This window comes from Streptomyces sp. V3I8 (assembly GCF_030817535.1).
Lineage (GTDB): Bacteria > Actinomycetota > Actinomycetes > Streptomycetales > Streptomycetaceae > Streptomyces.
Map to the genome: position 1 here is coordinate 6244963 of NZ_JAUSZL010000002.1, position 19398 is coordinate 6264360.

At 72.3% G+C, this 19398-nt stretch carries 17 protein-coding genes; 10 read left to right on the forward strand and 7 right to left on the reverse strand.

The annotated features are described in order from the left end of the window. The first annotated feature begins 60 nt into the window (after nt 1–60). Nucleotides 61–765, forward strand: coding sequence for an NADPH-dependent F420 reductase (gene npdG / locus QFZ75_RS27530; RefSeq protein WP_307541061.1), 705 nt, complete (start codon nt 61–63; stop codon nt 763–765). Between the two features lie 148 nt (nt 766–913). Next, complete coding sequence (locus QFZ75_RS27535) at nt 914–1102, forward strand: hypothetical protein (protein WP_307541062.1); 189 nt, start codon at nt 914–916, stop codon at nt 1100–1102. Here QFZ75_RS27535 and QFZ75_RS27540 read toward each other — a convergent pair. Then, a complete protein-coding gene (locus tag QFZ75_RS27540) occupies nt 1092–1892 on the reverse strand; it encodes a site-2 protease family protein (RefSeq protein WP_307541064.1) in 801 nt (266 codons plus the stop codon). The two genes, QFZ75_RS27535 and QFZ75_RS27540, sit on opposite strands and share 11 nt — an antisense overlap. Nucleotides 1893–2071: 179 nt before the next feature. Between QFZ75_RS27540 and QFZ75_RS27545 the strand changes: the two genes are divergently transcribed. Then, entirely contained in the window at nt 2072–5473 is a 3402-nt protein-coding gene (locus QFZ75_RS27545; RefSeq protein ID WP_307541066.1) for a BTAD domain-containing putative transcriptional regulator, read from the forward strand. Nucleotides 5474–5489: 16 nt separating this feature from the next. On the opposite strand, the gene QFZ75_RS27550 is transcribed toward QFZ75_RS27545, so the two are convergent. From QFZ75_RS27550 to panB, 3 genes are all read right to left on the reverse strand, one after another. After that, the gene (locus QFZ75_RS27550; protein WP_307541068.1) at nt 5490–6317 is read right to left on the reverse strand and encodes an ABC transporter permease; all 828 of its coding nucleotides are present in this window, start codon (nt 6315–6317) and stop codon (nt 5490–5492) included. Then, entirely contained in the window at nt 6314–7360 is a 1047-nt protein-coding gene (locus QFZ75_RS27555; protein WP_307541070.1) for an ATP-binding cassette domain-containing protein, read from the reverse strand. The genes QFZ75_RS27550 and QFZ75_RS27555 overlap by 4 nt, the downstream gene beginning before the upstream one ends. A gap of 180 nt (nt 7361–7540) precedes the next feature. Further along, the gene (gene panB / locus QFZ75_RS27560; protein ID WP_307541072.1) at nt 7541–8407 is read right to left on the reverse strand and encodes a 3-methyl-2-oxobutanoate hydroxymethyltransferase; all 867 of its coding nucleotides are present in this window, start codon (nt 8405–8407) and stop codon (nt 7541–7543) included. A gap of 259 nt (nt 8408–8666) precedes the next feature. Here panB and QFZ75_RS27565 point away from each other — a divergent pair, with 259 nt between their 5' ends. The 4 genes from QFZ75_RS27565 to QFZ75_RS27580 all read left to right on the forward strand — a co-directional run bounded on the left by QFZ75_RS27565 (nt 8667) and on the right by QFZ75_RS27580 (nt 13652). Beyond that, entirely contained in the window at nt 8667–10241 is a 1575-nt protein-coding gene (locus QFZ75_RS27565) for an MFS transporter (RefSeq protein WP_307541074.1), read from the forward strand. A 173-nt stretch (nt 10242–10414) separates the two neighbouring features. After that, on the forward strand, nt 10415–11071 hold the full coding sequence (locus QFZ75_RS27570; RefSeq protein WP_307544826.1) for a TetR/AcrR family transcriptional regulator: 657 nt from the start codon (nt 10415–10417) through the stop codon (nt 11069–11071). A 223-nt stretch (nt 11072–11294) separates the two neighbouring features. Continuing rightward, complete coding sequence (locus QFZ75_RS27575) at nt 11295–12332, forward strand: endonuclease/exonuclease/phosphatase family protein (protein ID WP_307541076.1); 1038 nt, start codon at nt 11295–11297, stop codon at nt 12330–12332. 87 nt (nt 12333–12419) lie between these two features. Further along, nucleotides 12420–13652, forward strand: coding sequence for an MFS transporter (locus tag QFZ75_RS27580; protein WP_307541077.1), 1233 nt, complete (start codon nt 12420–12422; stop codon nt 13650–13652). A gap of 152 nt (nt 13653–13804) precedes the next feature. Here the strand turns inward: QFZ75_RS27580 and QFZ75_RS27585 are convergent, their stop codons facing one another. Then, entirely contained in the window at nt 13805–15559 is a 1755-nt protein-coding gene (locus QFZ75_RS27585) for an NAD+ synthase (RefSeq protein WP_307541079.1), read from the reverse strand. A 231-nt stretch (nt 15560–15790) separates the two neighbouring features. Between QFZ75_RS27585 and QFZ75_RS27590 the strand changes: the two genes are divergently transcribed. Both QFZ75_RS27590 and QFZ75_RS27595 read left to right on the forward strand, forming a co-directional pair. Further along, nucleotides 15791–16567: a DUF998 domain-containing protein gene (locus QFZ75_RS27590; RefSeq protein WP_307541081.1), complete on the forward strand. Its 777-nt coding sequence runs from the start codon at nt 15791–15793 to the stop codon at nt 16565–16567. Beyond that, on the forward strand, nt 16564–17487 hold the full coding sequence (locus QFZ75_RS27595) for an alpha/beta fold hydrolase (RefSeq protein WP_307541083.1): 924 nt from the start codon (nt 16564–16566) through the stop codon (nt 17485–17487). Before QFZ75_RS27590 ends, QFZ75_RS27595 begins: the two co-directional genes overlap by 4 nt. 20 nt (nt 17488–17507) lie before the next feature. Here the strand turns inward: QFZ75_RS27595 and QFZ75_RS27600 are convergent, their stop codons facing one another. Together QFZ75_RS27600 and QFZ75_RS27605 are read right to left on the reverse strand one after the other, a co-directional pair. Continuing rightward, nucleotides 17508–18140: a DUF305 domain-containing protein gene (locus QFZ75_RS27600; RefSeq protein WP_307541085.1), complete on the reverse strand. Its 633-nt coding sequence runs from the start codon at nt 18138–18140 to the stop codon at nt 17508–17510. Further along, nucleotides 18137–18808, reverse strand: coding sequence for a DUF3105 domain-containing protein (locus tag QFZ75_RS27605; protein WP_307541087.1), 672 nt, complete (start codon nt 18806–18808; stop codon nt 18137–18139). Before QFZ75_RS27605 ends, QFZ75_RS27600 begins: the two co-directional genes overlap by 4 nt. A 155-nt stretch (nt 18809–18963) precedes the next feature. Here QFZ75_RS27605 and QFZ75_RS27610 point away from each other — a divergent pair, with 155 nt between their 5' ends. Beyond that, nucleotides 18964–19398, forward strand: coding sequence for an Rrf2 family transcriptional regulator (locus QFZ75_RS27610; protein ID WP_307541089.1), 435 nt, complete (start codon nt 18964–18966; stop codon nt 19396–19398).

The following is a 19398-nucleotide window of genomic DNA, read 5'->3' on the forward strand; positions in this document are numbered from 1 at the left end:
ACGTCCGAGCGGACCTCACCTGGGCGGCGGGCACCGCGGACCCGCACGTAAGGTCGGCCCATGACCTCTACTGACAGCGCACAGAAGGCCCCCGCCAAGGACCCCTGGGACCTTCCCGACGTCTCCGGGCTCGTCGTCGGCGTGCTCGGCGGCACCGGTCCACAGGGCAAGGGACTGGCCTACCGGCTGGCCCGGGCCGGGCAGAAGGTGATCATCGGTTCGCGGGCCGCGGAGCGCGCGCGGGCCGCCGCCGACGAACTCGGACACGGTGTCGAGGGCGCCGACAACGCCGGGACCGCCCGCCGCAGCGACATCGTGATCGTCGCCGTGCCGTGGGACGGGCACGGCGCGACCCTGGAGTCGCTGCGGGAGGAACTGGCGGGCAAGCTCGTCGTCGACTGCGTCAACCCGCTCGGCTTCGACAAGAAGGGCGCGTACGCGCTGAAGCCCGAGGAGGGCAGCGCCGCCGAGCAGGCCGCCGCCCTGCTGCCGGACTCGCGGGTCACCGCCGCCTTCCACCACCTGTCGGCCGTCCTGCTCCAGGACCCCGGGATCGAGGAGATCGACACCGACGTGATGGTGCTGGGCGAGGAGCGGGCGGACGTCGAGCTCGTCCAGGCGCTGGCCGGCCGCATCCCCGGTATGCGCGGCATCTTCGCCGGACGGCTGCGCAACGCCCACCAGGTCGAGTCGCTGGTGGCGAACCTGATCTCGGTGAACCGGCGCTACAAGGCCCACGCGGGCCTGCGGCTCACCGACCTGTAGCAGTGCGGGGTCCGGGAGCGCGCGGCTGCGGGCGTGCCCGTGCGGGCGGGCTCCGGGGGTGGGGGACACTGGAGGCGAGTGTCCCCCTCCGGGATCCGCGCGTTCCGCCGGGCCCCGGAGCTCCCCGACCCCGACAGGAGCCGACCGCATGTCCCGACTCGCCCTCTACGCCCTCGTCGTCTGCGTCCTCGCCGTCGCGGCGGCCGTCGTCTCCTTCGTCCAGGGCAGCCTGCTGGGGATCGTGTGGGTGCTGCTCGCAGGTCTGTCGTCCAACATGACCTGGTACTACCTGCGCCGGGACCGGATGCGGCGCCGGGCGCCCTCCGTCACCGGCTGACCGAGCAGTACTGGTCGGTCTCCGTCCAGAACCGGTACAGGTTCTGCCCGCAGTACGTACGGATCTCGTCGATGCCCAGGGTGCGCAGCAGCGCGTCGATCGCGTCGAAGAACTGGTGGTTCACCTCGGGGATCCACAGGATCGCGAAGACGAAGAGCAGTCCGAACGGCGCGTACGGCTCGACCTGGCGACGGACGCCGTGCGACAGCCAGGGCTCGATCACGCCGTAGCCGTCCAGGCCCGGGATCGGCAGGAAGTTCAGCAGCGCGGCCGTGACCTGCAGCATCGCCAGGAACGCGAGGGCGAACTGGAACTCCACCGGTACGCCGTCCAGCGCGTCCAGCCAGAACGGGGCCGTGCAGACGACGGCGAACAGCACGTTCGTCAGCGGACCCGCCGCCGAGATCAGGCTGTGCCTCCAGCGGCCCCGGATGCGGTTGCGCTCGATGAACACCGCGCCGCCGGGCAGGCCGATACCGCCCATGATGACGAAGATCACCGGCAGCACGATGCTGAGCAGCGCGTGCGTGTACTTCAGCGGGTTCAGGGTCAGGTAGCCCTTCGCGCCGATCGAGATGTCGCCGCTGTGCAGGGCCGTGCGCGCGTGCGCGTACTCGTGCAGACACAGCGAGACGATCCACGCGGCCGTCACGAACAGGAAGACGGCGATGCCGGGCTGCTCGGCGAAGCCCGTCCAGGTGGCCCAGCCGGTCACCGCCGCGACGGCCACGATCCCGATGAACACCGGGCTGATCTGCCGGTCGCTGTGCCGGTTGGTGGCGGTGGTCATGGGGTGGGGCTCCCTGGAATGCTCGAACGGGCTGGGTGTGGCGGGTCGACCGTACCGGTGGTGCGAGGAGAACGTCCTACCCAGGGTCGGAGGTTCCTACGGCTCCCCGCCCCTTCCCGGGCACCCGCTGTCCACGCCGGTCCGAAATCCGGAGCGGGCCCGGTCCGTCAACAGGGACAATGGTGCGCGTGCGCTACCGCATCCTCGGCACCACCCAGGCACTCCGTACCGACGGCACCCTCGTACCGGTCGGCGGGGCGCGGCTGCGCGCTCTGCTGACCGTGCTCGCCCTGCGCCCCGGCCGGACCGTCTCCGCGCCCGTGCTGGTCGACGAGGTGTGGGGCGCCGACCCCCCGTCCGACGCCCCGGGCGCGCTGCAGGCCCTGGTGGGACGGCTGCGCCGGGCCCTCGGCGCGGACACGATCGGCTCCGCCGAGGGCGGCTACCGGCTGCGCGCGGCGGCCGACGACGTCGACCTGCACCGTTTCGAACGGCTCGCGGGCGAGGGCCTCCGCGCGCTGGCCGACGGCGACCCGGGCAAGGCGGCCGTCGTCCTCGACGACGCCCTCGCCCTGTGGCGGGGCCCCGCGCTCGCCGACCTCCCGGACCGTTCGGCCGAGTCGGCCCGCTGGGAGACCCGCCGCCTCGACGTCCGGCGCGCCCGTCTCACCGCCGCCCTCGCCCTCGGCCACGCCGAACAGTGCCTGCCCGACCTCACCGCGCTCTGCGACGCCCACCCCCTGGACGAGCCCCTCCAACTGCTGCGCCTGCGCGCCTTGCGCGACGCGGGCCGCGCGGCGGAGGCCCTGGCCGGCTACGAGACCGTGCGCCGCCTGCTGGCCGACCGCCTCGGCACCGACCCGGGCCCGGACCTGCGCGCCCTGCACGGAGAGCTGCTGAACGGCACCCCGTCCGGGCAGGGCCCGCCCCCGGACGGCCACCGCCCGGGCCCCCCGCACGGCGACGCCACCGGGCCGCTCCCGCGCGGCGGCGGCCCCGGGTCCGCCCCGTACGACCCCGCAGGCGCCGGCCCCGCAGGCCCCGGCGCCGCGGCCGCCCCGCGCGAGCGGCCCGTGTCGCGCGGGAACCTGCGGGCCCGGCTCACCTCCTTCGTGGGCCGGGACACGGATCTGGCCACCATCCGGGGGGACCTCGCGGGAGCGCGGCTCGTCACCCTGCTGGGGCCGGGCGGCGCCGGCAAGACCCGGCTGTCGCAGGAGGCGGCGGAGAGCGTCGCCGACTCCGTGCCCGACGGGGTGTGGCTGGCCGAACTGGCGCCCGTCGACGACCCGGAGGCCGTCCCCGAGGCCGTCCTCACCGCCGTCGGCGCACGCGAGACCGTGCTGCGCAGCGCCGGGGCCGAGGAGCTGCGGGTCGTCACCGACCGGCAGGACGACCCGCTCGTACGGCTCACCGAGCACTGCGGCAAACGCCGCATGCTGATCGTCCTCGACAACTGCGAGCACGTCATCGACGCCGCCGCCCGGCTCGTCGAGCAACTGCTGGAGCGCTGCCCCGGCCTGACCGTACTGGCCACCAGCCGCGAACCCCTCGGTGTACCCGGGGAGTTGCTGCGGCCGGTCGAGCCGCTGCCCGAGCCGTACGCGCTGAAGCTGCTCGCCGACCGGGGCGCCGCCGCCCGGCCCGGTTTCCGCGTCGAGGACGACCCGGAGGCCGCCGCCGAGATCTGCCGGCGCCTCGACGGACTGCCGCTCGCCATCGAACTCGCCGCCGCCCGGCTGCGGATGCTCACCCCGCGCCAGATCGCCGACCGCCTGGACAACCGTTTCCGCCTCCTGACCTCGGGCAGCCGTACGGTCCTGCCGCGCCAGCAGACCCTGCGTGCGGTCGTCGACTGGTCCTGGGACCTGCTGGACGAGGACGAACGCGACGTCCTGCGGCGGCTGTCCGTCTTCGCGGGCGGCTGCGACCTCGCCGCCGCCGAGGCCGTCTGCGGCCCCGCCGCGCTGGAGGCCCTGGGCTCCCTCGTCGACAAGTCCCTCGTGGTGGCCGCCCCCTCGGGCAGCGAGGGCGAGATGCGCTACCGGCTCCTGGAGACCGTCGCCGAGTACGCGGGACAGCGGCTCGACGCGAGCGGCGAACGCTCCGCGACCGAGCGCGCCCACCTCACGTACTACCGCGAACTCGCCCGTACCACCGACGCGTTGCTGCGCGGTCCCGGCCAGCGCGCGGCCATCGAACTGCTGCAGCTGGAGAGCGAGAACACCCGCGCCGCACTGCAGCACGCCGTCGCCGAGGGCGACGAGCAGGAGGCGCTCTGCCTCGTCCTCTCCCTCGCCTGGTACTGGCAGATCCGCGACGTGCGCATGGTCGCCCGCAACTGGTCGCGGGAGGCCATAGCGCTGGGCCCCGACCCGTTCGCGCCGGGCGCCGAGCGCGCCGTCCCGCTGTACGAGTCCTGCATCGCGGCCCCGCCGCCCATGAGCCCGGAGGTCCTCGCCGAGGCCCGGCGCGGCGTCCATCTGCTCAACATGGCGCACATGGACCTGGAGACGGACAGCTGGCAGACACCGGAGGCCGAGGCCAGGCTGAGCCGCATCACCGGCACCTACGAGCCCGGCTTCCCGCAGGTCTGCCGCAACCCCGGCTACCTCTGGTTCTACGCCGTGCTGATGACCGGGAAGATCGAACGGCTGCGCGAGGTCATCGACGCGAGCGTGGAGACCTGCCGCGAACTCGGTTACACCTGGGAGCTGGCCGTCGCCCTGCAGATGCGCGCCAACATGCTCGCCAACCGTGCCGACTGGGCCGGTGACGCGACCCGCGACGCCAACGAGTCGCTGGAGCTCTTCGTCGGGCTGGAGGACGGCTGGGGCGCCGCCGAGGCCCTCTCCGCGCGGGGCGAGGCCCATGAGCGCCGGGGTGAGTACGAGCTCGCGGCGGCGGACTACGAGACGGCCATCACCCACGCCGAGCTCCTCGGCGCCCGCGCCCAGGCGGCCGTCCTCAGCGCCCGCCTCGGCAGCGTCCTCATCGACGCGGGCCTGACCGAGCGGGGCGAGCGGCTGCTGCGCGACGTGCTGGAACAGGGCGACGGCACGCACAACGAGGCGATGCCCGGGGCCCGGCTCTTCCTCGCGATGTGCCTGGGCCGCACCGGCCGGATCCCCGAGGCCCGCATGCAGATCGAGCGGCTGCGCAACGACTTCGGCGCCGTCAGGGTCATGATCTTCGACGGGTTCGTATGGGGCGTGGAGGCCTGGCTGGACTCGATGGAGGGCCTGTACGAGGAGGCGTTGACGAAGGTGCGCAGCGCCCTGGACCGGGCCAAGGACCCGCTGGCGCAGCTGATCGCCCCGCACATGTTCTCCGCGCACCTCACCACCGCCGCCCTCGCGCTCGCCGGGGCCGACGGCGGCCGGCGCGCCCCGGACGCCGCCCGCTGCCTGGGCGCCGCCGACGGGCTGCTGCCGCCCGCGCACTTCCGGGTCGTCATGGAGCGCGAGATGCGGGCACGGGCGGAGACGGCGGCGCGCGCGGTCCTCGGCGACGCGGCGTACGAGAGCGCGTACGCGGAGGGCGACGGCCTCTCCTGCGAGGAGGCCGCCGCCCTGGTCTGACCCGGGGTGGCCCGGCTCAGCTCTTGGTGCGGTACTTGTGGATCGCGATCGGGGCCATCACCACGGTGATGACGACCGACCACAGCAGGGTGGTCGTGACGTCGTGGGCGATCGGCTGCCCGCCGTTCATCAGGCCCCGGGCCGCGTCCGCGAGGGACGACAGCGGGTTGTAGTCGGTGAACGTCTGCAGCCAGCCCGGCATGGTGGACGGCGGCGAGAAGATCGACGAACCGAACTGCAGTGGCATCAGCACGAGGAACCCCATTCCCTGGATGGCCTGGGCGTTCTTCATCATCACGCCCATGGTGAGGAAGATCCACATGATGGAGGAGCCGAAGACCAGGGCCAGGCCGATGGCAGCGAACAGGCCGGGGACGTTCGACACGGACAGCCCGATCAGGAAACCGACCGAGAGCAGGATCGCGATGGCGAGCAACAGCCTGCCGATCTCGACCGCGATCTTGGCGATCAGGACCGAGGCACGGGAGATCGGCAGGGACCGGAAGCGGTCCATCACGCCCGTCTGGAAGTCCTGGTTGAAGCCGGTGCCCACGCCCATGGCGAGGTTCATGCCCATCATCGCCATGAGGCCCGGGACCACGTAGTTGACGTACTCGTCCTGGTTGCCCTTGCCGGCGATCGCGCCGCCGAAGACGAACACGAAGAGCAGCGTGAACACGATCGGCATCAGGATGACGTCGAACATGGACTCCGGGTCCTGCCGGATCCACAGCACGTTGCGGCGGACCAGGGCGCTGATGTGCCGCAGGTGGGCGCGCAGCCCGACCCGGGGGGCGTCGTCGGCGGCGACGGCGGCGGGGGAGTCGAGCACGGCGGCGCTCATACGGCGGCCTCCTCGTAGGAGCGGTCGGCCGGGGCGTCACGCGGGTCGGTCGGATCGGTGGCCCGGTGGCCCGTGAGGGAGAGGAACACCTCGTCCAGGCTGGGCAGTTCGGTGGCGAGGCCCGCGAGGGTGATGCCGCGGGCGGTGAGCGCGCCGACCACCGCGGTCAGCTGCTCGTCGCTGAGGATCGGGACGAGGACCGTGCCGGTGGAGGCGTCCACCGTGGCGCTGCCCGGACCGGTGAGGCCGAACTCGTCGAGCGCGGTGGCCGTCGGGCGCAGCTCCAGCGGGTCGGCCGGGCGGATGCGCAGGGTGCGGCCGCCGACCTTCGCCTTCAACTCGTCGATGGCGCCGTTCGCGATGACCTTGCCGCGGTCGATGACCGTCAGCTCGTTCGCGAGCTGCTCGGCCTCCTCCATGTACTGGGTGGTCAGCAGGACGGTCACACCGTCGCCGACCATCCGCTTGACCTCGGTCCACACCTCTTTGCGGGTACGCGGGTCCAGACCGGTCGTCGGCTCGTCCAGGAACAGGACGGTCGGGCTGCCGATCATGGACGCGGCGAGGTCGAGGCGGCGGCGCATGCCCCCGGAGTACGTGCTTGCGGGCCGCTTGGCCGCGTCGGTGAGGGAGAAGCGCTCCAGGAGTTCGTCCGCACGGGTGCGGGCGTCCTTGCGGGGCAGGTCGAGGAGCCGGCCGATCAGGTAGAGGTTCTCGCGCCCGGAGAGCTTCTCGTCCACGGAGGCGTACTGACCGGTGAGGCCTATCACCCGGCGCAGGCGGCGGGGCTGGCGCACGACGTCGAAGCCGGCGACCGTGGCCCGGCCCGAGTCGGGGACGAGCAGGGTGGAGAGGATGCGTACGAGGGTCGTCTTGCCCGCGCCGTTCGGGCCGAGCACGCCGCGGACGGTGCCTTCGCGCACGTCCAGGTCCACGCCGTCCAGTGCCTTGGTCTCGCCGTAGTGCTTGACCAGCCCCCGCACGGTGACGGCGTGCGGACGGCCCGTGCCGTCCTGCCGGGGATCTTTGTCGATTCGCGTCATGCCGACCAAACTCCCACGCCCCACCGACAAACCACCGACAGCCGGCCGACAGGCTCCCGGACCTCCGGCCCCCCGGCGTCCGAGGAGCGGGGTCCGGGGACGGGAAGGGGCGGCGGAGGCGGAAAAATACGGCAGCCCGCCGACGGGGGAATCGGCGGGCTGCCTCTGTGCCGCAGTGGATCAGTGGACGGAGTGCTCCTCCTGAGGGAACGTTCCGCCGGTCACATCGTCGGCGAACGCCTTCGCCGCGTCCCCCATCACCCGCCGCAGATCGGCGTACTGCTTCACGAACCGCGGCATCTTCCCGCCCGTGAGCCCGAGCATGTCGGTCCACACAAGGACCTGCGCGTCCGTCTCGGCCCCCGCCCCGATCCCGACGGTCGGAATGTGCAGCGTCCGCGTCACCTCGGCGGCCAGCTCGGCCGGCACGAGTTCCAGCACGACGGCGAAGGCGCCCGCGTCCTGCACGGCCTTGGCGTCGCGCAGAAGCTGCTGCGCGGCCTCCTCGCCCCGCCCCTGCACCCGGTATCCCATGGAGTTCACGGACTGCGGCGTGAGCCCGATGTGCGCCATCACGGGGATGCCGGACTCCACGAGCAGCCGGATCTGTCCGTGCGAGCGCTCACCGCCCTCCAGCTTGACGGCCCCGACCCCGGCCTCCTTCACCAGCCGGGTCGCCGACCGCAGGGCCTGCACCGGCCCCTCCTGGTACGACCCGAAGGGCAGGTCGCCGACGACGAGGGCGCGCGAGGTGCCCCGTACGACGGCCGCCGACAGCATGGTCATCTCGTCGAGGGTGACGGGGACGGTCGTCTCGTACCCCAGGTGACAGTTGCCCGCCGAGTCGCCGACGAGCATGACCGGGATGCCGGCCTCGTCGAAGACGGACGCGGTCATCGCGTCGTACGCGGTGAGCATCGGCCACTTCTCGCCGCGCTCCTTGGCCACCGTGATGTCGCGGACGGTGATACGGCGGGTGCCCTTGCCTCCGTACAGTGCTTTGCTGCTGCTGTCGGCGGGCTTCGGGGCAGCCGGGGGCTGCGTCATGGCAACGGCTCCTTCAGTCATCTCGAGGCGCCCTGACGGCGTCCCCGGATCACCTCCATGGTGGCACCTCGTGCCATGGAACGGCTAGGGGGTCCACCGTGGGCCTCGTCTCGCCCCCGGCCGGGTTTCCCGCCGGGACCGCACCGGGTCCCGGCGCGGTCACCGCAGGAGCCAAGTCCGTCTCCAGAGCTCGTAAGGTCTCGGTAAAGGACTCCGATACGAGACGGTCTCGTATCGAATCTCCTCTAGCCTTTTCGGCATGACAACTCCTGCCGATCCCGCCTCCCGTATACCGGAAGCCGTGCACCGGCGACGCTGGGCGATTCTCGGTGTCCTGATGCTCAGCCTGCTGATCGTCGTCCTCGACAACTCGATCCTGAACGTCGCGATCAAAACCATCTCGACGCCCGCCCCGACCGGCCTGGGGGCCACCCAGAGCGAGCTGGAATGGGCCATCAACGCGTACACCCTCGTCTTCGCGGGTCTGCTCTTCTCCGCCGGTCTCCTCGGTGACCGGCTCGGGCGCAAGAAGGTCCTGCTCGGCGGCCTCCTCGTGTTCGGCGTCGGCTCGGCGCTCGCCGCCTCCTCCGGTTCCCCGGTCGAACTCATCTCGTTCCGTGCGGTGATGGGCCTCGGCGCCGCCTTCGTGATGCCGGCCACCCTCGCCGTCCTGATGAACGTCTTCGAGCGCGACGAGCAGCCGAAGGCGATCGGCATCTGGGCGGGCGGAGTGGGCCTGGCCATCGCCATCGGCCCGATCACCGGAGGGATCCTGCTGGACCACTTCTGGTGGGGCTCCGTCTTCCTGATCAACGTACCGATCGTGATCGTGGCGCTCGGCCTGATGGTCTGGCTCGTCCCCGACTCCCGCGACCCGAAGCCCGGCCGGATCGACCTGGTGGGCGTGGTCCTCTCCGTCATCGGCCTCGTCCTGCTCGTGTACGGCATCATCAAGGGCGGCCAGCTCGCCGACTTCACGGACGCCAAGGTCCTCGCGACCATCGGCGCCGGACTCGCCGTGCTCGTCGGCTTCGTGGTGTACGAGAAGCGCAGCGACCACCCGTCCATCGACGTCGACTACTTCAGGAACAAGGTCTTCTCCGCGGCGATCTCCGCCATCGCGCTGGTCTTCTTCGCGCTGATGGGCGTGACCTTCTTCTCGGTCTTCTACACCCAGAGCGTGCGCGGCTACTCGCCCCTGCAGACCGGACTGCTGATGCTGCCGCTGGCCGTCGCGCAGCTGGTCTTCGCGCCGCGCGCCCGGCTCGTCGTGGACCGCTTCGGCAACCGGGCCACCACGACCGGCGGCATGCTCATCATCGCCGCCATGCTGGCCGCGTTCGCCACGCTGGAGGCGGACACGCCGATCTGGCTCCTCGAGATCATCTTCTTCCTGATGGGCACCGGGATGGCGCACATCATGACGCCCACCAGCGTCGTGATCATGCAGGCGCTGCCCCGCGAGAAGGCCGGCTCCGCCTCCGCGCTGAGCAACACGTTCCGCCAGGTCGGCGGCGCCCTCGGCATCGCCGTGCTCGGCTCGGTCCTGTCCGCCGCGTACCGCTCGGGCATCGAGGACAAGCTGCCCGAGGCCGCCCGGCACGAGGCGGGCGAGTCCATCGAGGCGACGCTCGGCTTCGCGGCGAAGCTCGGCCCGAAGGGGGACGCCCTCGTCGGCCCGGCCAACGACGCCTTCCTGCACGCGATGCACGTGACGGCCCTGTGCGGCGCGGGAGTCGCCCTGGTGGGCGCGCTGGTCGTGTACCTGTTCCTGCCGGGCCGCACCCCGGACCCGGCGGGCAAGGGCGCGGAGATGGTCGGCGCCGACCACTGAGCCGGACACCGGCGCGTACGGGGGACGCGGCCCGCTCGGGAGGGCGGGCCGCGGAACCCCGCGCCGGCCGGGGACAATCGACCGTGGCACGGAGGCAGGACGGCGGCACCCGGCAGTACGGCGGCACGGTACGCGGCGGGACGGCACGGCACACGAGAGAGCGGAGCGGACACGTGGGCGGCGCGGAGCAGGAGGCGGGCGCGGCGGGACGGCGCGGGCCCGCCAGGGGCCGTCCGCGCAGCGAGGCGGTGGAGCGCTCGATCGTCGAGGGCGTCATGCGGCTGCTGGAGGAGGGTGTCCCGCTCGCGGACATCTCCATCGAACGGGTCGCGCGCATCGCCGGGGTCGGCAAGGCCACCATCTACCGGCGCTGGAGCGGCCGCGAGGAGCTCTTCTGCGACGTGATGCGCACCGCCGAGCCTCCCGACCCGGAACTCCCCGGCACGTCCATGCGCGACGATCTGGTCGTCCTGCTCGAATCGCTGCGGCAGCGCGGGCTGGCCAACCGCTCGTCGGTGATCCTGCACAACGTCTACGCGCAGATGAAGAGCAGCCCCAAGCTGTGGAAGGTCTACCACACGGCCGTCGTCGAACCGCGCCGCCTCAAGTCGCTCGACGTACTGCGGCGCGGCCAGGCGAACGGTGAGATCCGCGCGGACGTCGACATCGCACTGGCCAACGACCTCTTCATGGCCCCCATGCTCGTGCGCGCCGTCGTCCGCCCGGACGCCGACCTGGAGGAGGGACTGCCCGAACGGATCGTCGACACCGTCCTGGCGGGCCTCGGCCCCACCGTCCCTGAGCCGCAAGCGGTGAACTGCAAGCGGTGAACTGCGAGAGGTGACCTGCGAGCGGTGAACCGCGAGCGGCGCCGGGGAGAATGTGCGCGTTGCGTCACAGACCACCCCACTCGGCCCGCCGCCGGAACTCCGGACGCCTTCCCGCTCGTCCTCGTGCCCGTACGGCCGCGACGCTGCGGCGGGAACGATCGCGATCATCCCCTAGGGTCTTAGGCGCGGGGACGATGTGAACGGCAGTTGGTGAGGCGACGGTATGGCGCAGGCGTACATGACGGAGACGGGCAGCGGCGGCCAGGGGCCCGACCGCAGAGGAACCCGCATCCGCCGCCTGCTCACGCAACTCCGCACCGACCGGGGCATCTGGCGCCGGGGGATCGTCGTCGCCGCGTTCGCGCTCGTGCTCGCCCTGGTGATGGCGGTGCACGCGCAGATCCCGAACAGGTTCGGCAACCTCGGCAGCCTCCTGGAGACGTTCCTGCCCTGGCTGGGCCTCCTCGTTGCGGTGCTGCTCGTCCTCGCGCTGGTCCGCAGGTCCGCGACGGCGCTGATCGCCGTGCTGCTGCCCGCGATCATCTGGGTCAACCTCTTCGGCGGACTGCTCGTCGACCGCACGGGCTCCGGCGGCGACCTCACCGTCGCCACGCACAACGTCAACGCGGACAACCCCGACCCGGAGGGCACGGCCCGCGACGTGGCCGCCTCCGGCGCGGACGTGGTGGCCCTGGAGGAGCTGACCGCCTCGGCGGTCCCGGTCTACGAGAAGGCCCTCACCGCGACGTACCGGTACCACTCCGTCCAGGGCACGGTCGGCCTGTGGAGCAAGTACCCGCTGAGCGCGGCCGCCCCGGTCGACATCAAGCTCGGCTGGACGCGCGCGATGCGGGCGACGGTGACCGCGCCCGGCGGGAAACTCGCCGTGTACGTGGCGCACCTGCCCTCCGTTCGGGTGAAGATGAAGGCCGGTTTCACCGCGCGGCAGCGCGACAAGAGCGCCGACGCGCTCGGCGAGGCCATCGCCGACGAGAAGCTGACGGACATCGCCCTCCTCGGCGACCTGAACGGCACGATGAACGACCGCGCGCTGAACGCGGTCACCTCGCAGATGCGTTCCACGCAGGGCGCGGCGGGCAGCGGCTTCGGGTTCAGCTGGCCGGCGTCGTTCCCGATGGCGCGGATCGACCAGATCATGGTCAAGGGCCTGGAGCCGGTCACCTCCTGGACGCTCCCGGAGACGGGCAGCGACCATCTCCCGGTCGCCGCCCGCGTGAAGCTGTCGGCAACCACCTCGTAACCTCCGGGAATACCGGGACCGGGATACTTTGTTCCGTACTTGAACTTATTCCGTACGGAACACCGCTCATCCTTTGGAAGGTCCCTCATGCCCCTGGCCCTGCTCGCCCTCGCCGTGGGCGCCTTCGGCATCGGCACCACCGAGTTCGTGATGATGGGCCTGCTGCCCGACGTCGCGGACGACCTGGGGATCTCGATCCCCACCGCGGGCCACCTCGTCTCCGCGTACGCGATCGGTGTCGTCGTCGGCGCCCCGCTGCTCGCCGCGGTGACCGCGCGCATGGCCCGCCGCAAGGTCCTGATCGGGCTCATGGTGCTGTTCGTCGTGGGCAACGCGCTCTCGGCGTTCGCCCCCGACCACCACTCCCTGCTCGCGGCCCGCTTCCTGAGCGGTCTGCCGCACGGCGCGTTCTTCGGCGTCGGCGCCGTCGTCGCCACCGGCATGGTCCCCGCCGAGCGCAAGGCCAGGGCGGTCTCGCTGATGTTCCTCGGCCTGACGGTCGCGAACATCGCCGGCGTCCCCGTCGCGACCCTCATGGGCCAGCACCTCGGCTGGCGCGCCACCTTCCTGGGCGTCAGCGTGATCGGCGTGGCGGCCATCGTCTCCCTGGCCCTGCTCCTGCCGCGGACCTCCGGCCAGGACTCCGCCGCCACCGGGCTGCGCGGCGAACTCGCGGCCCTCAGGTCGCTCCCGGTCTGGCTGGCCCTCGGCACGACCGTCGCCGGCTTCGGCGCGCTCTTCTCGGCGTACAGCTACATCACGCCGATGCTGACGGACTCCGCCGGGTACGCCGACTCCAGCGTGACCCTGCTGCTCGCGCTGTTCGGCGTGGGCGCGACGGCGGGCAACCTGCTCGGCGGCCGCCTGGCGGACCGCTCGATGCGCGGCACCCTGTTCGGTGGCCTGGTCTCGCTGGTGGCGGTCCTGGCCCTGTTCCCGCTCATGATGAGCACGGCGTGGAGCGCGCCCTTGGCCGTGGTCCTGCTCGGCGCGGCGGCGTTCACGACCAGTTCCCCGCTCCTCCTCATGGTCATGGAGAAGGCGTCCTCGGCCCCGTCCCTGGCCTCCTCCGCCAACCAGGCGGCCTTCAACCTCGCGAACGCCGGCGGCGCCTGGATCGGCGGCCTGGCCCTGGCCGCCGGTCACGGCGTCACGTCCCCGGCCCTGGCGGGCGCGGCCCTCGCGGTCCTGGGCCTGGCGGTGGCGACGGTGGCCTACACCGTGGACCGCAACCGCGGCACGCTCCACCCCGGCCGCATAGTGGCGGCCCACACCCCGGCCACCGACAGAACCCCGACGACAGCCAGGAGCACCCGTTAGGGACGCGGGGAACGACGCGGCAACGGCTTCTCAGGGGCGCGGGGAACTGCGCGACCGGCCCCCACCGGCCTGCAGCAGGCGAACGAGCCGCCGCCGGGCAGAAAAAAAGAGGGCGCCCGGCGAACACCGGGCGCCCCTTCACGCGCAGGCCGTCACAACCGCTCGCGCCACTGGTTCGTGATCGGCAGCCGCCGGTCCTTGCCGAACCCCTTCGCCGAGATCTTCGTCCCCGGCGGATACTGCCGCCGCTTGTACTCGGCCGTGTCGACCATCCGCAGCGTCTTCGTGACGAGCTCCCGGTCGTACCCGGCGGCCACGATCGCGTCGGCGCCCGTGTCCCGGTCGACGTACAGCTCCAGGATCGCGTCCAGCACGGGATAGTCCGGCAGCGAGTCCGTGTCGACCTGCCCGGGCGCCAGCTCGGCACTCGGCGGCTTGGAGATGGAGTTCTCCGGGATCGGCGGCGTCTGCCCTCGCTCGGCCGCGGCCCGGTTGCGCCACTTCGCGAGCCGGAAGACCGACGTCTTGTACACGTCCTTGATCGGCCCGTACGCGCCCACCGAGTCGCCGTACAGCGTCGAGTACCCCACCGCCAGCTCGGACTTGTTGCCAGGCGCCAGCACGATGTGCCCCTCCTGGTTGGAGAGGGCCATCAGCAGGGTGCCGCGCAGCCGCGACTGCAGGTTCTCCTCGGCGAGACCGTGCAGTCCGAGCGACCCCATGTACGCGTCGAACATCGGCTCGATCGGTACGGTCCGGTAGTTGAGCCCGGTCCGCCGCGCCAGCTCGGCCGCGTCGCCCTTGGAGTGGTCCGAGGAGTACTTGGACGGCATCGACACGCCGTACACGTTCTGCGCGCCGAGCGCGTCGCAGGCGATCGCGGCGACGAGGGCGGAGTCGATACCGCCCGAGAGCCCGATCAGGACCGAGCGGAAACCGTTCTTCGCGGTGTACGCCCGCAGCCCCACGACGAGCGCGGAGTACACCTCCTCGTCGTCGTCGAGCCGCTCGGCGTACCCGCCGGAGAGCTCCGCCTCGTACGGCGGCAGCGGCTCGTCGGAGAGGACGAGGTGGTCGATGCGCAGACCGTCGTCCACCACACCCGACGGCGGCTCGGGAGCGGCGGCGGGCAGGTCCAGGTCCAGGACGACGCAGCCCTCGGAGAACTGGGGCGCCCGCGCGACGACCTCACCGTGCCGGTCGACGACGATCGAGTCGCCGTCGAAGACCAGCTCGTCCTGACCGCCGATCATGGCCAGGTAGGCGGTCGTGCAGCCGGCCTCCTGCGCGCGCTTGCGCACGAGGTCCAGCCGGGAGTCGTCCTTGTCGCGCTCGTACGGCGAGGCGTTGATCGAGATGAGCAGACCGGCCCCGGCCGAACGGGCCGCCGGGACACGGCCGCCGTCCTGCCAGAGGTCCTCGCAGATGGCGAGCGCGACGTCGATGCCGTGCACGCGTACGACCGGCAGGGTGTCACCGGGCATGAAGTAGCGGAACTCGTCGAAGACGCCGTAGTTCGGCAGGTGGTGCTTGGCGAAGGTGAGGACCACCTCGCCGCGGTGCAGCACCGCCGCCGCGTTCCGCGGGGCACCGGCCGGCTGGCCGTACTTGGGCTGGGCCTTCTCGGCACGGTCGAGGAAGCCGACGACGACCGGCAGCTCCCCGAACCCCTCGTCGGCGAGCCGGGCCGCGAGCGCGTGCAGGGCCGCGCGGGAGGCCTCCACGAAGGACGACCGCAGGGCCAGGTCCTCGACGGGATACCCGGTCAGCATCATCTCGGGGAACGCCACGAGGTGCGCCCCCTGCTCGGCGGAGTGCCGGGTCCAGCGGACGATCGCCTCGGCGTTCCCGGAGAGATCGCCGACGGTCGAGTCGATCTGATTCAGAGCGAGGCGTAGTTGAGGCACACCACCAGTGTAATCGTCAATGCGACGCGATGGCTGGCGGGGCGCCCCCGGAACGGCCGCCCCGCCCGAACCGCCTCGCCGGCGGCGCCCCGCCAGGGGCGCGGGCAGCGGCGCGACAAGCCCCCGCCGGCCCGCGGTCGAGGACGTACGCCGATCCCTCCTCGTCCCCCCCCGGCCGGCCCGCGGTCCAAGACATGCGCGAGCCGCCCCCCGCCCCCACCATGGTCAGCAATGACGACACCCCGCACCGCCACAGCGGCCACCCTCCTGACCCTGGCCGCTCTCACCTACTCCGCCTGGACCCTGGAGGCGGTCCTCGACACCGGCCTCCCCCCGGCCCACACGTACGTGAGCGAACTGGCCGCGACAAACCAGCCGTACGGCACCCTGTTCCGCACGACGGACCTGGCCGCGGGCCTGCTCGTCTGCGCCGCCGCCCTGACGGCGCCGCGGACCGGACTCCACGGGAGGAGCCCGTGGACACGGGTCGGCCGGGCCGGACTGCTCCTCTTCGGCGCGGCCACCGCGATCGACTCCCGCCTCCCCCTCAGCTGCACCCCCACCACCGACCCCGCCTGCGCCGCGAGGGAGACGGCGGGCCTGGTACCGCCGGCCCACACCGCGCACACCCTGAGCAGCACGCTCGCCCTGTGCGGCGTCCTCGTCGCCATGGTGGCCCTCACCCGCACCGCCCGCCGGTACGCGCCCACGTCCCCGCAGGCCCGCGCGAGCCTCGCCCTCGCGGTGCTGGAACCGGCGGCCACGGCCTGGACGCTCGCCGCGATCGCCGCGCTGGAGAGCGGCGGCCACGACGGCTGGGGCGTGGGCCTCGCCCAGCGTCTCCAGGTCGGCGTCATCGCGGTGTGGCTCGCCACACAGGCCGTGACCCTCCTACGGGCCGCCGCGGCCTCCCCACCACCCGACAGCCACGCCTCCGCCCCCGCTCCCGTCCCCACCCCCACCCCCACCCCCACCCCCACCCTTCAGGACAGCGGCACGCGCCCATGACCTTCGTCCGCGTGGGGGGAATCCCGCACCACATCCGTGTGGACGGGCCCCGGACCGGCTCCGGACCGGGCCCCGCCTGCCTTCTCAGCGTCGGCCTCGGCATGTCCTGGTTCGACTGGGACCCCGTCGTCCCGCTGCTCGCCCCGTACCGCACGGTCGTCCGGTTCGACCGGCCAGGTCTCGGACTCAGCGGCCCCGCGCCCGCGCACGCGTGGCCCACCCTCACCGGCGAGGCGCAGCGCATCGCGTGCGTGCTCGACGCCACCGGGATCGGCACACCGGTCACTGTGGTCGGCCACTCACTCGCCGGTCTCCACTGCGAGGCCTTCGCCCGGCTGTACCCGGAGCGGACGGCCGGGCTCGTCCTGGTCGACTCCGGCACCGAGGAGGACCCGCGCCCGAGAAGGGCCCCGGCCCTGCGGAACACGGCCACGCGCGCGTGCGGCACATTCCTGGCCGGCGCGGGCCTCCCACGGGCCCTCGGACCACTCCTGCGCCGTACCGCCGTCCGCGCCGGACGCCACATCGGACACCGGCCCGGACTCCGCAGCGGCGGTGACCCGGCCGCGTACGACCCGGCCGCGTACGACCCCGCCCCCTACGACCTGGTCCGGAGCGCCTACTCCACCAGCCGCTTCCTCCGGGCCGTCCTCGCCGAGAACGCGAGCTACCGGGACCAGGCCGCCGAGCTCGCCTCACTCCGGGAGCGGCTCGGGCTCGCCGCGCCGGTCACCGTGCTTGCCGCGTACGCGGGCGGCTCACGACGATGGCTCGACCGCCAGGAACGCCTCGCGGACCGGCTCGGCGGCACGTTCCGGACGGTGGCCCCGGCCGGGCACCTCGTCATGCTCGACCGCCCCGGGGACGTGGCGGACGCGGTCCTGGACACACCACGGCACCCGCCCCCCGCCACCGGCTGACCGACCGGCCCGGTGCCGGGTCAGTTCCGCGGCTCGGCGCCGCGCTTCGCCAGCAGGTCCGAGATCAGCTTCATCTCGGACTCCTGGGCCTGGACCATGCCCTGCGCGAGCCGTCGCTCCACACCGACCTGGCACCGCTCCACGCACCCCTTGGCCATGTGCACACCGCCCACGTGGTGGGCGTACATGAGCTGCAGATAGCGCACTTCGGCCGCCTTGCCGCCGAGCTTGCGCAGCGCGTCCAGCTCGGTGTCGGTCGCCATGCCGGGCATCAGCGCGCCGTCCTCGCCGGTCCCCATGCCGGCCATGCCCATCCACTCCATGGGCTCGTCGGCGGACACCTTGGGCAGCTCCCACAGGTCCAGCCAGCCGAGCATCATGCCGCGCTGGTTGGCCTGGGTCTGCGCGATGTCGTACGCGAGGCGGCGCACCTCCTCGTCGTCGGTGAGGTCGCGCACGATGTACGACATCTCGACGGCCTGCTGATGGTGCACGGACATGTCGCGCGCGAAGCCCGCGTCCGCGGAGTCGGCCGCGGGAGGCCTCATCCCGGAGTCGTCGCCGTCGGCGACCGCGTACGTGATCGCCCCGGCCGCCACGAGGACGGCCGCGGCGGCTCCGCCGATCCAGCCCGCGGTCCTGGTCCCGGTCACTTCGACAGACCGTTGGTGCAGGCGGCTCCCGGCTCCGGTGTCTGCTTGCCCTGGACGTACGTCTCGAAGAACGTGGCCACGTCCGGGTCGCTCGCCGCCTTCACGGTCCGCTGGTGCCCCCACGCGGAGAGCATGATCGGGTCCTGCTGGTCCTCGACGGGGCTCATCAGCGAGTACGGCGTCTTCCTGACCTTCTCGGCGAGCGCCTTCACGTCGGCGTCCGGGGCCTTGCTGTTGTACGTCACCCAGACCGCGCCGTGCTCCAGCGAGTGCACGGCGTTCTCGTTCTTGATCGCCTTGTCGTAGACGTCGCCGTTGCAGTTCATCCAGACCTGGTTGTGGTCACCGCCGACCGGCGGCTCCATCGGGTACTTCACGTCCTTGGCGACGTGGTTCTGGGTGAGCTTCGTACTCCACTTCCTCACCCCGTCCTTGCCCGTGACGAACTTCCCCGAGGCCGCCTTCGAGTCGCTCGCCGCGCTGTCGTCGGAGGAGTCGGACTGCGACGTGATCAGGAACGCGCCACCGGCGACGAGACCGGCGACGACGATCGCGCTGGCGGTGATCGTGAGGATCCGGTTGCGGCGCTCGCGGGACTGCTCGGCGCGCCGCATCTCCTCTATCCGCGCCTTGCGCGACGTGGTGTCTGTCTTCTTGGCGGAACCCATGGGGTGGTCCTTCTGGGGGAAAGGGGCAGTGGAGTGGTCAGCTGATCGTAATGGGGGAGGAGCGGATGTAGGCCAGAAGCCCACGGGATTGGCCGAATGGCCAGGGCCCCGGCGGATAATTTGAACGAGAGATGCGCATTATTTACGCTGCTGGTATGCGGCTGTTGCGATCGACCGACCTGGCTCTGCGCGTCCTGATGCGGCTCGCCGTCGCCGACGGGACGACGACGCCGACCACCCGTGATGTCGCGGCCGCCATGGAGGTGCCGTACACGCACGCCGCGAAAGTGGTCGCCGAGCTGCAGCACCTCGGGCTCCTCGCCGCGCGGCGGGGGCGGGGCGGCGGTCTCACGCTCACCGAAGCGGGGCGTACGGCCTCGGTCGGAGCGGTCGTGCGGGCCTTCGAGGGGGAGGGGGACGTTGTCGACTGCGACGGTGCCGCGCCCTGCCCGCTGAGTTCGGGATGCCGACTGAGGGCCGCCCTGCGGCGGGCCCAGGAGGCGTTCTACGTCTCGCTGGACCCGCTGACGGTGGAGGACATGGTGGCCGCCCCGACGGGGCCGCTGCTGCTGGGCATCACCATGAGGTAG

What these genes read in the sequence shown, in the direction of transcription:
- QFZ75_RS27535 (WP_307541062.1), top strand. Translation starts at nt 914, where the DNA reads ATGTCCCGACTCGCCCTCTACGCCCTCGTCGTCTGCGTCCTCGCCGTC.
- QFZ75_RS27565 (WP_307541074.1), top strand. Translation starts at nt 8,667, where the DNA reads ATGACAACTCCTGCCGATCCCGCCTCCCGTATACCGGAAGCCGTGCAC.
- QFZ75_RS27590 (WP_307541081.1), top strand. Translation starts at nt 15,791, where the DNA reads ATGACGACACCCCGCACCGCCACAGCGGCCACCCTCCTGACCCTGGCC.
- QFZ75_RS27595 (WP_307541083.1), top strand. Translation starts at nt 16,564, where the DNA reads ATGACCTTCGTCCGCGTGGGGGGAATCCCGCACCACATCCGTGTGGAC.
- panB (WP_307541072.1), bottom strand. Translation starts at nt 8,407, where the DNA reads ATGACGCAGCCCCCGGCTGCCCCGAAGCCCGCCGACAGCAGCAGCAAA.
- QFZ75_RS27575 (WP_307541076.1), top strand. Translation starts at nt 11,295, where the DNA reads ATGGCGCAGGCGTACATGACGGAGACGGGCAGCGGCGGCCAGGGGCCC.
- QFZ75_RS27540 (WP_307541064.1), bottom strand. Translation starts at nt 1,892, where the DNA reads ATGACCACCGCCACCAACCGGCACAGCGACCGGCAGATCAGCCCGGTG.
- QFZ75_RS27545 (WP_307541066.1), top strand. Translation starts at nt 2,072, where the DNA reads ATGGTGCGCGTGCGCTACCGCATCCTCGGCACCACCCAGGCACTCCGT.
- QFZ75_RS27550 (WP_307541068.1), bottom strand. Translation starts at nt 6,317, where the DNA reads ATGAGCGCCGCCGTGCTCGACTCCCCCGCCGCCGTCGCCGCCGACGAC.
- npdG (WP_307541061.1), top strand. Translation starts at nt 61, where the DNA reads ATGACCTCTACTGACAGCGCACAGAAGGCCCCCGCCAAGGACCCCTGG.
- QFZ75_RS27610 (WP_307541089.1), top strand. Translation starts at nt 18,964, where the DNA reads ATGCGGCTGTTGCGATCGACCGACCTGGCTCTGCGCGTCCTGATGCGG.
- QFZ75_RS27555 (WP_307541070.1), bottom strand. Translation starts at nt 7,360, where the DNA reads ATGACGCGAATCGACAAAGATCCCCGGCAGGACGGCACGGGCCGTCCG.
- QFZ75_RS27605 (WP_307541087.1), bottom strand. Translation starts at nt 18,808, where the DNA reads ATGGGTTCCGCCAAGAAGACAGACACCACGTCGCGCAAGGCGCGGATA.
- QFZ75_RS27580 (WP_307541077.1), top strand. Translation starts at nt 12,420, where the DNA reads ATGCCCCTGGCCCTGCTCGCCCTCGCCGTGGGCGCCTTCGGCATCGGC.